General features: G+C 66.3%; 13 protein-coding genes. 7 read left to right on the top strand and 6 right to left on the bottom strand.

Annotated elements, in window-relative coordinates; genetic code table 11:
* Positions 1–2: 2 nt before the first annotated feature.
* The 5 genes from pstB to AB5I39_RS00695 all read right to left on the bottom strand — a co-directional run bounded on the left by pstB (position 3) and on the right by AB5I39_RS00695 (position 5,820).
* Entirely contained in the window at positions 3–773 is a 771-nt protein-coding gene (gene pstB / locus AB5I39_RS00715; RefSeq protein WP_404369956.1) for a phosphate ABC transporter ATP-binding protein PstB, read from the bottom strand.
* Positions 770–2,068, bottom strand: a complete 1,299-nt coding sequence (pstA, locus tag AB5I39_RS00710) for a phosphate ABC transporter permease PstA (protein WP_404369954.1) — start codon at positions 2,066–2,068, stop codon at positions 770–772. The genes pstB and pstA overlap by 4 nt, the downstream gene beginning before the upstream one ends.
* Positions 2,061–3,437 (bottom strand): phosphate ABC transporter permease subunit PstC, encoded by a 1,377-nt coding sequence (gene pstC, locus AB5I39_RS00705; RefSeq protein ID WP_404369952.1) that lies wholly within the window; start codon positions 3,435–3,437, stop codon positions 2,061–2,063. Before pstC ends, pstA begins: the two co-directional genes overlap by 8 nt.
* 2 nt (positions 3,438–3,439) lie before the next feature.
* On the bottom strand, positions 3,440–4,504 hold the full coding sequence (locus AB5I39_RS00700) for a substrate-binding domain-containing protein (RefSeq protein WP_404369950.1): 1,065 nt from the start codon (positions 4,502–4,504) through the stop codon (positions 3,440–3,442).
* A 74-nt stretch (positions 4,505–4,578) separates the two neighbouring features.
* On the bottom strand, positions 4,579–5,820 hold the full coding sequence (locus AB5I39_RS00695) for an ATP-binding protein (protein ID WP_404369948.1): 1,242 nt from the start codon (positions 5,818–5,820) through the stop codon (positions 4,579–4,581).
* 158 nt (positions 5,821–5,978) lie between these two features.
* Here AB5I39_RS00695 and AB5I39_RS00690 point away from each other — a divergent pair, with 158 nt between their 5' ends.
* The 4 genes from AB5I39_RS00690 to AB5I39_RS00675 are packed head-to-tail and all read left to right on the top strand — an operon-like array spanning position 5,979 to position 8,515.
* A complete protein-coding gene (locus tag AB5I39_RS00690) occupies positions 5,979–6,371 on the top strand; it encodes a hypothetical protein (RefSeq protein ID WP_404369946.1) in 393 nt (130 codons plus the stop codon).
* A 4-nt stretch (positions 6,372–6,375) separates the two neighbouring features.
* The gene (locus tag AB5I39_RS00685; RefSeq protein ID WP_404369944.1) at positions 6,376–6,663 is read left to right on the top strand and encodes an HPr-rel-A system PqqD family peptide chaperone; all 288 of its coding nucleotides are present in this window, start codon (positions 6,376–6,378) and stop codon (positions 6,661–6,663) included.
* Positions 6,660–7,520: an HprK-related kinase A gene (locus AB5I39_RS00680; RefSeq protein ID WP_404369942.1), complete on the top strand. Its 861-nt coding sequence runs from the start codon at positions 6,660–6,662 to the stop codon at positions 7,518–7,520. Before AB5I39_RS00685 ends, AB5I39_RS00680 begins: the two co-directional genes overlap by 4 nt.
* Positions 7,505–8,515 carry a nucleotidyltransferase family protein gene (locus AB5I39_RS00675; protein WP_404369940.1) on the top strand — a complete coding sequence of 337 codons (1,011 nt, stop codon included), beginning with the start codon at positions 7,505–7,507 and terminating at the stop codon, positions 8,513–8,515. Before AB5I39_RS00680 ends, AB5I39_RS00675 begins: the two co-directional genes overlap by 16 nt.
* On the opposite strand, the gene AB5I39_RS00670 is transcribed toward AB5I39_RS00675, so the two are convergent.
* Positions 8,507–9,193 carry an HAD hydrolase-like protein gene (locus AB5I39_RS00670; protein ID WP_404369938.1) on the bottom strand — a complete coding sequence of 229 codons (687 nt, stop codon included), beginning with the start codon at positions 9,191–9,193 and terminating at the stop codon, positions 8,507–8,509. The two genes, AB5I39_RS00675 and AB5I39_RS00670, sit on opposite strands and share 9 nt — an antisense overlap.
* 61 nt (positions 9,194–9,254) lie before the next feature.
* Here AB5I39_RS00670 and glmU point away from each other — a divergent pair, with 61 nt between their 5' ends.
* From glmU to AB5I39_RS00655, 3 genes are read left to right on the top strand one after another with little or no spacing between them, the layout of a single operon-like run.
* The gene (glmU, locus tag AB5I39_RS00665) at positions 9,255–10,610 is read left to right on the top strand and encodes a bifunctional UDP-N-acetylglucosamine diphosphorylase/glucosamine-1-phosphate N-acetyltransferase GlmU (RefSeq protein ID WP_404369936.1); all 1,356 of its coding nucleotides are present in this window, start codon (positions 9,255–9,257) and stop codon (positions 10,608–10,610) included.
* A gap of 29 nt (positions 10,611–10,639) precedes the next feature.
* Positions 10,640–12,463: a glutamine--fructose-6-phosphate transaminase (isomerizing) gene (gene glmS, locus AB5I39_RS00660; RefSeq protein WP_404369934.1), complete on the top strand. Its 1,824-nt coding sequence runs from the start codon at positions 10,640–10,642 to the stop codon at positions 12,461–12,463.
* Positions 12,460–13,344, top strand: a complete 885-nt coding sequence (locus AB5I39_RS00655) for an ROK family protein (protein ID WP_404369933.1) — start codon at positions 12,460–12,462, stop codon at positions 13,342–13,344. Before glmS ends, AB5I39_RS00655 begins: the two co-directional genes overlap by 4 nt.
* Positions 13,345–13,430: the final 86 nt, after the last annotated feature.

Genomic DNA, 13,430 nt, shown 5'->3' with positions numbered 1-13,430 from the left:
TATCAGCCGTACCGGCCGGTGATGTAATCCTTGGTCCGCTCCTGGCGGGGATTGGTGAAGATGTCCGAGGTCGCGCCATATTCGATCAGCGTCCCCAGGTGGAAAAAGGCGGTCCGCTGTGACACGCGCGCCGCCTGTTGCATGTTGTGCGTGACGATCACGATGGCGTAGCGACCCTTCAGTTCGTGGATCAACTCCTCGATCTTGGCGGTCGCGATCGGATCGAGCGCTGAGCACGGCTCGTCCATCAGGATCACTTCGGGATCGACCGCGATCGCGCGGGCGATGCACAGCCGCTGCTGCTGGCCACCGGACAGCGCCGTGCCGCTCTCGCCCAGGCGATCCTTGACCTCGTCCCATAGCCCCGCGCGACGCAGCGATTTCTCTACAATCTCTGCGAGCTGCGGCCTGTTCGCGGCAAGGCCGTGGATGCGCGGGCCGTAGGCGACGTTTTCGAAGATCGATTTGGGGAAGGGATTGGGTTTCTGAAACACCATGCCGACGCGGGCGCGCAGCTGCACCACGTCCATCTCGGGCGCGTAGATATTCTCGCCGTCGAGCGTGATGTCGCCCTCGACCCGCGCGGACGGCACGGTGTCGTTCATCCGATTGAGCGTGCGCAGGAAGGTCGATTTGCCGCAGCCCGACGGGCCGATCAGCGCGGTCACCCGGTCCGAATCGAAATTGAGCGAGACGTCGTTGATCGCCTGCTTCGCGCCGTACCAGACGTTGACGTGGTGCGCGGCGATCTTGGGTTGGTTGGGGATGGTCACCAGCGAGTCTCGAACTTGTTGCGGAGGTAGATCGCGAAACCGTTCATCGCGAGCAGGAAGACGAGCAGGACGAGGATCGCGGCGCTGGTCTTCTCGATGAAGGCGCGGTCGATCTGATCGGACCACAGGAAAATCTGCACCGGCAGCGCGGTCGCCGGATCGGTCAGTTTGTCGGGCGGGGAGGCGATGAACGCGCGCATCCCGATCATCAACAGCGGGGCAGTCTCGCCCAGCGCGCGCGCCATCCCGATGATCGTGCCGGTCAGGATACCGGGCAGGGCAAGCGGCAGGACGTGGTGGAAGACGACCTGGATCGGGCTCGCCCCTACGCCGAGCGCGGCGTCGCGAATCGAGGGTGGCACCGCTTTGATCGCGTTGCGCCCGGCGATCACGATCACCGGCATCGTCATCAAGGCAAGCGTCAGGCCGCCGACGATCGGCGCCGAGCGGGGCAGGCCGAAGGTGCCGAGGAACACCGCCAGCCCGAGCAGGCCGAAGATGATCGAAGGTACCGCGGCAAGGTTGTTGATGGACACCTCGATCAGATCGGTCCAGCGGTTCCGCGGCGCATATTCCTCGAGGTACAGCGCCGAGAGCACGCCGATCGGGAAAGCGAGCAGCAGCGTCACGAACATCGTGAAGAGCGAGCCTTTGAACGCGCCCCAAATGCCCGCTCGGGTGGGATCGTTCGAGTCGGATGCGGTGAGGAAGGGAAGGTTGATGCTGCTCGACAGCGCGTTTCTGGCACGCAACTGCGCAACGATCGCCTCGGACGCTGGATCGCCCTCGCGCTTGGCGGCCACGTCGATTTTGCCCGCCGCGGGAACCCAGATGGTGGCGCGACCGCGCAGGATTGCCGGGTTGCGTTTCACAGCGTCGCGCACGCTGAGCCAAGCACCGTCGGACAAGAACTGTACGCCGTCGTTGCCGTAAGCGGCGACAGCCGCGGCGTCGGTCGTCTGCTCGATGCCTGCGGACACCAGCGCCAGATCGGCACCGGGCCCTTTGAGCCGCGCCGGATCGATCGCGAGGCCAGCGCGCGTGAAATCCATCGGTAGTGCGATCTGCGTCTGCACGAAGCCGCTCGCGCCGTTGAACAGCATCGAAATCAACAGCACGGCGAGGAATCCCGCCGACAGCACCACCGCCGCCAGCCCCAGGAAGCGGAAGCGCCGCTCCGCCGCATAGCGCCGCCGGATGCGCCGCTGCATCGACGCGGTGCGCCAGTCGGTCGGCGCGCGCTCGGCGGGCTCCGCTGCGGTCACCGCAATGCCGGGGACGAGCGTCTCACTCATAGGCTTCGCGATACCGTTTCACGACCGTCAGCGCGACGATGTTGAGGAGCAGGGTGATGACGAACAGCGTCAGGCCAAGCGCGAAGGCGGCGAGCGTCTTGGGGCTGTCGAATTCCGCCTCGCCGGTCAAAAGGTCGACGATCTGCTTGGTCACGGTGGTCGCGCTGTCGAACGGGTTGAGGGTCAGTGTGGCGACGCCGCTTGCCGCCATCACCACAATCATTGTCTCACCGATCGCGCGGCTGACCGCGAGCAGTACGCCGCCAACCACGCCGGGCAGAGCGGCGGGGAGCAGGACGCGGCGGATCGTCTCTGACGAGGTGGCGCCCATCGCCAGACTGCCGTCGCGCATCGATGTAGGTACGGCCGCAAGCGAATTGTCCGCCATCGAGGAGACGAACGGGATGATCATCACCCCCATCACCAGACCGGCGGCCAGCGCGCTTTCCGAACTCGCGTAGGGGAGGCCGATCGACACCGCGAACGAACGGATCGCGGGAGCGACGGTCAGCGCCGCGAAATAGCCGTACACAACGGTCGGTACGCCGGCGAGCACCTCGAGGATTGGCTTCATCCAGCGCCGCGCGGTCGGCGTGGCATATTGCGTGAGGTACACCGCGCTCATCAGCCCGAACGGGATCGCCACGATCATCGCGATCACGGCACCGATGAAGAAGGTGCCCCAGAAAAGTGGCACTGCGCCGAGCGTCTTGCCCGGGTCGGCGGGATCGATGACTTGCGGGCTCCAATGCGTGCCGAACAGGAAATCGCCGATCGGCACGATATTGAAGAAACGCCACGATTCGAACAGCAGCGACGCGACGATGCCCATCGTCGTCAGGATCGCGATCAGCGACGCACCGAGCAGCCCCGCCATCACCACTCGCTCGATCTGGCTGCGCGCGCGGAAATCGGGGCGGACACGGGTGTAGGCGAACGCGCCGCCAGCAAAGGCGAGCAACAGGGCCGCCGCGCTGCCGATCCAGTCGAAGCGTATCTGTGCCGCAGCGTAGGCCGGTGCCAATGTCTGCGACAGCGGATTGAACGCGCCAAAGCTGGTACCAGCAGCGAGACTGCGCGCCTCCGACAGGATCGCGGCCCGATCGAAACCCGGTGGCGGCAATTGCGCGGCGGCGGGGTCGCGCAGCACTCGATCGGTGACGAGTGCGGGCGACGTGGAGGCCCACACCGCCAGAAACAGAGCCGCCGGCAGCATCGTCCACAAGGCGACATAGCCGCCGAAATGCGACGGCAGCGAACTGAAGCGCGCGCTGCTCCCGCGCCGGAAATCGACCGCGCGCATTCGCGCGGTCAGCCAGCCGATCAGGCCCAGCCCGGCAATGACGAGGAAGAGCGCGGCGATCGACATCGTTATTGCAGCGTCGCCGGATCTAATGGTGTCTCGTCCTTGACGATCTGCGCACTGCGTTTGCGGACGTCTTCGGGCGCGGCGATCAGCCCCTTGGCAACGAGCGGCCCGCTTGGATCCCAGGCCTTTGCATAGAGCGCAAGATATTCGCGCAAGCCCTTGATCGCGGTGAGGTGTGCCTTTTTGACGTAGAGGAACAGCGGACGCGATCCGGGATAGGCACCGCGCGCGATCGTCTCATAGGTCGGCTCGACCCCGTTGAGTGGCACGCCGTTCAACTTGTCCTTTTTTTCCTCGAGATACGAATAGCCGAAGATGCCAATCGCATTGGGGTTGGATTGCAGTTTCTGCACGATCAGATTGTCGTTCTCGCCGGCATCGACATACGCGCCGTCCTCCCGGATCGCCGTACAGGCCTTAGCGTAGGCGTTCGGGTTCTTTTCCCTGGTTTCGGCAAGCGCCGGAGTGATCGAGTCGCAGCCGCGCGCAAGGACCAGTTCGGCCAGCGCGTCGCGCGTGCCGCTGGTGGCGGGCGGACCGTAGACCTGAATTGGGATCGCCGGGAGCGCTGGGTTGACGTCCCTCCACGTTTTCGCCGTGTTGGCCTTTCCCATCGGCGTCGCGGCCAGTGCCTTGTAAAGATCGACGGCCGTCAGTTGCAGCTTCGGACCGGACTTCGATTCGGCGAACGCGATGCCGTCGAGACCGACGTGGATTTCGAGAATCTTGTCGACGCCATTGGCTTTGCACAGCGCATATTCGCTCGCCTTCATGCGGCGCGATGCGTCCTCGATATCGGGATGCCCCGCCCCGATTCCTGCACAAAACAGCTTCATGCCGGAACCCGTTCCGGTCGCCTCGATCGCAGGTGATTTCACGCCTGGCGTGGCGTTGACGAGTTGTTCGGCGACGATCGTGCTGAACGGAAAGACCGTCGAGGAGCCGACGACGGTGATGTGGTCGCGCGAGCCTGCGCCCCCGCCATTGGCCTGATCCTGGCACGCAGTGAGGCTGAGCATCGATGCCGCGCACGACACGAGCGACAGTTTGGCAGCGATCCGGCTCATGGAATTTCCCCTTGGGCGGAACCTGCCCCGGAGTCGCGCTAGCAGGGCGACGGGCATCCTGTGTGACACTCGCGTTACGGTTTGATGACAGGGTCCGCTTGGGCCGGAGTCTGCGCGGGGAGCATCACCGTAATCGTCGTGCCGGTCCCGACGATGCTCGCCACGTCGAGCCGGCCGCGATGCCGCTCGACGATATGTTTGACGATCGCGAGGCCGAGGCCGGTGCCGCCTGCCGCGCGGCTGCGGCCGGGGTCGACACGGTAAAACCGTTCGGTCAGACGGGGCACGTGTTCTGGCGCGATGCCTTCGCCTTCGTCGGCGACGCTGATCCGCACCATTCCCGCCGGATCACGCCACAGTTTGACCTCGACCGGCGTGCCCGGCCGCCCGTATTTCATCGCATTGCCGATCAGATTGTGCAGCATCTGGCTCAACTGCGCGCGGTCGCCGATCACGGGGGGAACCCCTGGGTCGATCGCCGCGACGATGTCGTTGTTACGCCGGTCCTGGCCGTCGAACAGTTCCGAGCGGACTTCGCCGATCAGCGCGCCCAGATCGACCGCACGGTCGGGCAGGCGGTATTTCTCCGCCTCGATCCGGCTGAGCGAGATCAGGTCCTCGACGAGGCGCTGCATCCGCCGCGCCTCGTCGAACATGATTTTCAGGAAGCGCGCGCGGACGTCCGGGTCGGCCCCTGCCTTTTCGTCCCCCAGGGTTTCGATGTAACCGAGGATCGAGGCAAGCGGCGTGCGCAGTTCGTGGCTGGCATTGGCGACGAAATCGACGCGCATCTTCTCGGCGGCGTAGTTGCCGGTCTGATCCACCAACTGCACGATCCGCTGCCCACCGGCCGCGCGACCGATGTGCATTTCCCAATGCTGGTCGACCGTGCCGAGCCCGACCAGATTGATCGGCCCCTGCGGCACGCCCGACATCGGGCTGGCGAGCCGTTCGGCGGCGCCGGGATGGCGAATCGCGACGCGCACGTCTTCGCCGACGATATGCTTGCCGAGCAGGGCGAGCGCCACGCGGTTGGCGTTGGTGACGCGGCCCTCCGCGACGATCAGCACCGGCTCGACGATCGCCTCGATCACCTCCTGAACCTCGGGTGCAGCAGGCGGGGCGGGCGCGGGAATGGGCAGCGGTCCCTCGATCGGCTGGTCGCCCACGCCGGTCGCGACCAGCGCCGCGGCGATGCCGCCGACGAGCGTGATCAGCGCCGCTTCGACCCCGGCGTCGATCAGAAACACCGCGACCGTCGCGACGAGCACGATGCCGATCGCCGAAAAGGTTCGTGAACCGAAGCCTTGCAACATGGCCATGGCCCTTACGGGTCAACGCGCGCGGCGACAATGGCCGCCGCCTGCGCACGGCGGCGGAAGGCGCGACCTGTCCCGCGCTGGATCGCGGAAAGATGCTTAACTCCAATGGCCTTGCTTGCCACCGATTTACGAATGTGGAAGGGCTTTACATGATGAACGACGATCCGACCGACGCGCCAAACGCCACTCGTCGCCGAGCGCTGATGCTTGGGGCGGTCGGGGCGGCGGCTGTCGTGTCGATCCGCCCGGCGCTTGCCGCGACCACGGCGTCGATTTCGACCTGCGAAATTCCCGTGCCCGATCCTGGCCGCGCGGGCAGCTATATCGCCGCAGACGGCACGACGGTGCCGAGCGGCACCCAAGGCGCATTCGCGCCGCCGGGGCGTCCTTTCAAGGGCGAGGAAGTTCGCACCGCGCTGGCAGGCGGGCAGTTGCCCGGTACGACCTACGACCAGAGCCGGGCCTACACCAATTACATCCGGCGCCTGCAATCGGGGACGAGCGGCTTCACCTGCTTTGCGTCGCTGCAAATGCCGCGCGGCTGACCCGGTGCAGGATCCGGGCGGCGGGACGGTGTACCGCATGGCGCGGCCCGAAACGCTGAAGATCGTTCATCTCGACAGTTTCGCCGCAATCTATCACCGCGCGTCGGGCATCACGCACCTCGTGACGTCGCCTGCGCCCGAAATCCTGGCGACGCTGGGGGAGGCGGGGCTGACGCGGGCGGCGCTGCTCGTGCGGCTGGCGGCGGAGTATGACCTTGGCGATGCCGACGACGCGGCCCTGCTGGCGCGGCTCGACGAACTGGTCGCGACCGGCCTGGTGGCGCGGGCGTGAAACATAAGTTTGCCGTGCGGATCGGGCCGGTCGGGTTCCGCGTCGGGTCCGACTGGCGCGCGCCGATCGCACAGCTGGAGCGGCTCTACGCTGCCTATCCCAAGCCGCACGATGGCGTGCCTGACTTCACCGTGCGGCTGTTCGCGGCGCGGCCGTGGCGGCGTTTTGTCCGTGCCGCAGTGATGATCGGCGGCGATTATATCCTGCCCGAGGCGGCGCCGTTGCCGCTGGCGCAAGGATTGCTCGCAGCCGAAATGGGGATGAATTTGCAGATGGCGCTGGGGCAGCGGCGCTATCTGCTGCTGCATGCCGCCGTGGTCGAGCGTGATGGTCAGGCGCTTATCCTGACCGGCGTTTCGGGCGCGGGTAAATCGACGCTCGCGGCGCTGCTCAGTCTGCGCGGGTGGCGGCTGATGGGCGATGAATTCGCGCTGCTCGATCCAGAAACCGGGCTGATCCACGCTTTCCCGCGGCTGATCAGCCTGAAGAATGCGAGTATCGCCACGGTCGCGGCGGGGGTGTCGGCCGATCGCTTCGGCCCGCTGCTGGAGGGGACGCCCAAGGGCAGCATCCGCCACGTCGTGCCGGATGTGGCGGCGGTGGCGGCAATGGACATACCGGTGCGGCCCGCGCTGATCCTGTTTCCAAGCTTCGGCTTCGAGGCGGCAGCGCGCGATGTGTTGCCGAGCGAGGTTTTCGTGCGGCTGACGCAAGCCTCGACCAATTATGTCGCGATCGGCGAGCGCGGGTTCGATGCGCTGGCCGCGCTCGTGAAGAGCGTGCCGGCGCGCGCGATCGACTATCCCGATACGGCGAGCGCCATCGCGCAAGTGGAGGCCGCATGGGCGGCGCGCTAGACGGCTGGATGCTCGCCGAAGCGCTGCGCTCACCCGAGAGCGTGCGCGCTCTCGATGCCGAGGGCTGGACGGCGCTGCTGTCGATTGCGCGCGCGGAACAGATGATCGGGACGCTCGCTTGGCGGTTGGACGGCGTGGCGGTGCCAGCGGGTGTTGCGCGCATCCTTGCCGATGCCCGGGCCTCGGCGGAACAGGGGCGCATCATCGCCTTGTGGGAGGCGGAGGCAGCGCGGCGGGCGCTGGCACCGCTCGGCGTGCCGCTCGTGCTGCTGAAAGGGACGGCATTCGTCGCGGCGGATTTGCAGGCCGGGCAGGGGCGCTCGATCGGCGATCTCGACATCCTGGTGCCGCGCGAGACGCTCGACGCGGTCGAGGCCGCGCTGCTCGGCGCGGGATGGGAGTGGGTCAAGCCCGACCCGTATGACGACGCTTACTACCGGCAATGGATGCATGAGCTGCCCCCGCTGATCCACCGCGATCGCGACCGGATGATCGACGTGCACCACACCATCCTGCCGCTTACCGCGCGGATCACGCCCGATGCAGACGCGCTGCTGACCGATGCGGTGGAGGTCGCGCCGGGGCTGTGGACGCTGTCGCCGCAGGACATGATCGTCCACGCCGCCGCGCATCTGTTCGCCGATGGTGATCTCGCTGGGGGGATGCGCAATCTGTGGGATGTGCACTGCCTGGTCGAGCAGTTCGGCGGGGATGGCTTGTCAGATCGGGCCGCGCATCATGGACTGTCGCATCAGGTCGATCGCGCGCTTCGCCTGGCCGCCGCGCTGTACGGTGCTCGGGCAGAGTTGGGGCTCGCCGATCGCGCCTATCTGCGCCGCATCACCGCGCGTGATGGGTGGGGCAGGCCGACGAGGCCCATCACGCGCCAGGCCTTTTATATCCGATCACACTGGCTTCGGATGCCGCCCGCGATGCTCGCCCGGCATTTGTGGACGAAGTGGCGCAAGGGTGGGGCGGGGCCGGCCTCAGGTTGAGAGGTGCTCCAGCGTCGGCACAAGTTCGTCGAACGAATTGATCACCGCATCCGCGCCCATCTCCTCGACCGGTTCGAGCAGGAAGCCGAAGCTGACCGCGATGCCGGGAATCTCGGCATTCTTCGCGGCCATGATGTCGTAGATCGAATCGCCGACGAAGGCCGCGCGAGTCGTTCCGACCTTGCCACCGCTGCGCCGGATCATCTCGTCGATCGGAGCACGGTGCGGCTTGGACAGGCCGGGGCCCATCGTGTCGCCGCCGATGATGCAGGCGAACCGTTCGGTCAGCCCAAGATCGGCGAGCAATCGGCGCGCGAGCGACTCGAACTTGTTGGTGACGATCGCGCTCTTGATGCCCATCGCATCGAGCTGGTCGAGCGCCGCAAGCACGCCCGGGAAGGGCCGCGTGCGGACCGACACATGCTCCCCGTAATAGGCCAGCATCCGTTTGTAGAGCGGCCGGAATTCCTCCGGCGTGCAACCGCCTGTCGCCTCCAGCCCCTGCGACAGCATATGCTTCGCGCCGCCGCCGACCATCGTCTTGACCTGCTCCACCGTCAGCAGCGGGCGCCCGGCAAAGGCGAGCGTATCGTTGACCGCTGCGGTCAGGTCGCCGCTGCTGTCGACTAGTGTGCCATCGAGGTCGAACCCGACGATCTGGAATGAATTCTTCGTCATGCGGCGGTGCCTGACAGGGTTGCTATGGAATTGGCAAGACTGTCGTGGCAGGGCTGTGTCCATGAGCCGACCTCTCGCCGCCATCATCCTTGCCGCGGGCAAGGGCACCCGCATGAAGTCCGACCTGCACAAGGTGCTGCACCCGATCGCGGGGCGGCCGATGCTGCTGCATTTGATCGCGGCGGTTTCGGCATTGAAGGCGGAGCGCACCGTCGTTGTGACGGGGGCCGGGCGCGAACAAGTCGAGGCGGCGGTCTCGCCGCTCGGCATCGCGACGGCGCTGCAGGCCGAGCAGCTAGGCACCGGCCATGCGGTGGCGCAGGCCGAAGCGGCGCTCGCCGGGTTCGATGGCGATGTGCTGATCCTGTACGGCGACGTGCCGCTCGTCACCTCGGCAACGATGCAGGCGATGATCGACCGGCTCAATGCGGACGACGCGCCTGCCATCGTCGTGCTCGGTTTCCGTCCCGCCGATGCCGCCGCCTATGGCCGCATCATCGCGACCGACGGCATCATCGACAAGATGGTCGAATATAAGGATGCGACCGACGCCGAGCGTGCGGTCGATCTGTGCAATTCCGGCCTGATGGCGGTGCGCAGCGCCGATCTGTTCCCGCTGCTGGCGCGCGTCGGCAACGACAATGCGGCGGGTGAATATTATCTGCCCGACGTGGTGATGCTCGCGGCGGCGGATGGGCGCCGCTCGGCGGTGATCGAGACTGGCGCAGCCGAAGTCGCCGGGGTCAATAGCCGCGGCGAACTCGCAGACGTCGAGGCTTCTTGGCAGGCAACGCGTCGCGCCCAAGCGATGGCGGATGGCGCGACGCTGATCGCCCCCGAGACGGTGTGGTTCGCGCATGACACGGTGATTGGGCGCGACGTGGTGATCGAGCCTAACGTGTTTTTCGGTCCCGGCGTCAGCATCGGCGATGGCGCGACGATTCACGCCTTCAGTCATATCGAAGGCGCGACGGTTGGCGCGAAGGCGGAGGTGGGCCCGTTCGCGCGGCTGCGCCCAGGCGCGGTGATGGGCGAGAAATCGAAGGTCGGCAATTTCGTCGAAATGAAGAAGGCGACGCTCGGGCCTGGTGCAAAGGCGAGCCACCTGACCTATCTCGGTGATGCCGAGGTCGGCGCGGAAGCCAATATCGGCGCGGGCACGATCACCTGCAATTACGACGGATTTTTCAAATATAAGACCGTTATCGGAGCAGGGGCTTTCATCGGTTCCAATTCGGCCCTCGTCGCGCCAGTGACGATCGGCGCTGGTGCCACGGTGGGCGCGGGGTCGGTCATCACCAAGGATGTCGAAGCCGATGCGCTGGCCATCGCGCGCGGCAAGCAGGAAGCAAGCCCGGGCTGGGGCAAGCGCTTCCGCGATGCGATGGCGGCGAAGAAGGCGGCGGCGAAGAAATAGCCCAGCGGCGGGCAACGGAGTTACGGAATATGTGCGGTATCGTTGGCATCATCGGCAAGGAACCCGTTGCGGAACGTCTGCTCGACGGTCTCCGGCGGCTGGAATATCGCGGCTATGATTCCGCGGGCATCGCGACGGTGGATGGCGGGGCGATCGACCGGCGGCGCGCCTCGGGCAAGCTGATCAATCTGGCGCGCGAACTCGCGACGTCGCCGCTCGCGGGTGAGGTCGGCATCGCGCACACGCGCTGGGCGACGCATGGCGGGCCGACCACCAACAATGCGCATCCGCACGCCACCGAGGAGGTGGCGCTGGTCCACAACGGTATCATCGAGAATTTTAAACCCTTGCGTGACGAACTGATCGCGCGGGGGCGTACCTTCACGAGCGAGACCGACACCGAAGTCGTCGCACACCTCATCAGCGAAAAGGTCGAGGGCGGGATGAGCCCGGCCGATGCCGTGGCCGAGGTTCTGCCGCGCCTGCACGGCGCGTTCGCGCTGGCGATCCTGTTTCGCCAGCATCCCGAACTGCTGATCGGCGCGCGGCTCGGATCGCCGCTGGTGGTCGGTTATGGCGATGGCGAGACCTATCTCGGCTCCGACGCGCTCGCGCTCGCGCCGCTGACGCAACGCATTTCGTACCTCGAGGAAGGCGACTGGGTCGTCATCACCCGCGAAGGCGCGAAGATCTTCGACAAAGACAATATGGCGGTCGAGCGCCCGATCACGATCTCCGGCGTGACCGGTGCGCTGATCGACAAGGGCAATCACCGCCACTTCATGCTCAAGGAAATCTACGAGCAGCCGATCGTCGTCGCGCAGACGCTACGCTCGTACCTCCAGCGGATGGAAGAGAAGATCACGCTCCCCATTCCCGAATTCGACCTGTCCACGATCAAGCGCGTCACGATCGTTGCCTGCGGCACCAGCTTCTATGCCGGCATGGTCGCCAAATACTGGTTCGAGCAATTCGCGCGCGTGCCGGTCGATCTCGATGTCGCATCCGAATTCCGGTACCGCGCGCCGGTGATGGAGCCGGGCGGACTGATGATCGTGATCAGCCAGTCGGGCGAGACGGCCGACACGCTCGCCGCGCTGCGTCATGCCAAGGCCGAGGGACAGACGATCGCCGCGGTCGTCAACGTCCCCACCAGTTCGATGGCGCGCGAGGCCGACTTGCTGCTGCCGACCCACGCCGGGCCGGAAATCGGGGTTGCCTCGACCAAGGCGTTCACCTGCCAGCTTGCAGTGCTCGCCGCGCTCGCCGCCAATCTTGCGAAGGCCAAGGGACGGATGACGGCGCAGGAAGAAAAGGCGATCGTCCATCACCTCGCCGAGGCGCCCGCCGCGCTCAACGGCGCGCTTGCCTATGACGAGACGATCCAGGCGATGGCGCATCTGGTGGCCGGCGCGCGCGACGTGCTCTATCTCGGTCGCGGTACGGATTATCCGCTCGCGCTGGAAGGGGCGCTGAAGCTCAAGGAAATCAGCTACATCCATGCCGAAGGCTATGCCGCGGGCGAGATGAAGCATGGCCCGATCGCGCTGATCGACGAGAATGTCCCGGTCATCGTCATCGCGCCGTCGGGCCCGTTGTTCGACAAGACCGTCAGCAACATGCAGGAGGTGCAGGCCCGCGGCGGAAAGGTCGTGCTGATCTCCGATTATGACGGGGTTCAGGCGGCGGGCGAAAATTGCCTGGCGACGATCACCATGCCGAAGGTCCATCCGCTGATCGCGCCGCTGATCTACGCTGTCCCGGTGCAGTTGCTCGCGTACCATGTCGCGGTGATCAAGGGCACCGACGTCGACCAGCCGCGCAATCTCGCCAAGTCGGTTACCGTGGAGTGAGGGAGCCGCTGATCGCCGGGGTCGAGCTCGGCGGAACGAAGGTTATCTGCGTCCTGGCCAGCGGTCCGGACGACGTGTGCGATCGGGTGAGCATTCCGACGACCACGTCCGACGAGACGCTCGGCGCGGTCGAACAGGTGCTGCGGCGCTGGTCTGGCTATGATGCGCTCGGCATCGCCAGTTTCGGGCCGGTGTCGCTTGATCGCGGAGCGTCCGACTTCGGCTTCATCACTGCAACCACCAAGCCCGGCTGGTCGGACACCGATGTCGCCGCGCGGCTATCCCGCGTCGCTGGTGTACCGTTCGGGTTCGACAGCGATGTGAATGGCGCTGCGCTCGGCGAGGGCCGCTGGGGTGCCGCGCGCGATGTGTCGGACCATGCCTATATCACGGTCGGCACCGGCGTCGGCGTTGGTCTGGTGCTGGGCGATCGTCCGGTTGCCGGGCTGACGCACCCCGAACTTGGCCATATCCGCCCGGCACGCGCGGCTGGCGACGACTGGCCCGGGTCATGCGTGTTCCACGGCGCGTGCGTCGAGGGGCTTGCCTCGGGCAGTGCGATCCGGGCGCGCTCCGGGATGCCGGCACAGGATCTGCCGCCCGATCATGCCGCGTGGGACGGCGTCGCGCATACGCTCGCGCAGCTGTGCCACATGCTGGTGCTCACCGGCATCCCGCGCCGGATCGTGCTGGGCGGCGGAGTCATGGTCGGCACGCCGCACCTGTTCCCGGCGATCCGCACGAAGCTGGTGGACAGCCTAAGCGGCTATGTCGCCGCACCGGGATTGCTGCCGATCGAAGACTATGTCGTGCCCGCAGCGCTCGGCGATATGGCAGGGCCACTCGGCGCGGTCGAACTCGGCGTCCGCGCGCTCGGCTAAGTTACGTCGTTTACGCGGCTTTAACCGCATCCGCTTACCCCGATGCAACGGGCGGGAGCGCCCGATGATATTACGGGCGGTACCGA

The sequence above is a fragment of the Sphingomonas sp. MMS24-J45 genome, assembly GCF_044881195.1.
Lineage (GTDB): Bacteria > Pseudomonadota > Alphaproteobacteria > Sphingomonadales > Sphingomonadaceae > Sphingomonas.
Note: the sequence above shows the minus strand (reverse complement) of the source record. Positions and strands in the feature narration are given on the sequence as shown.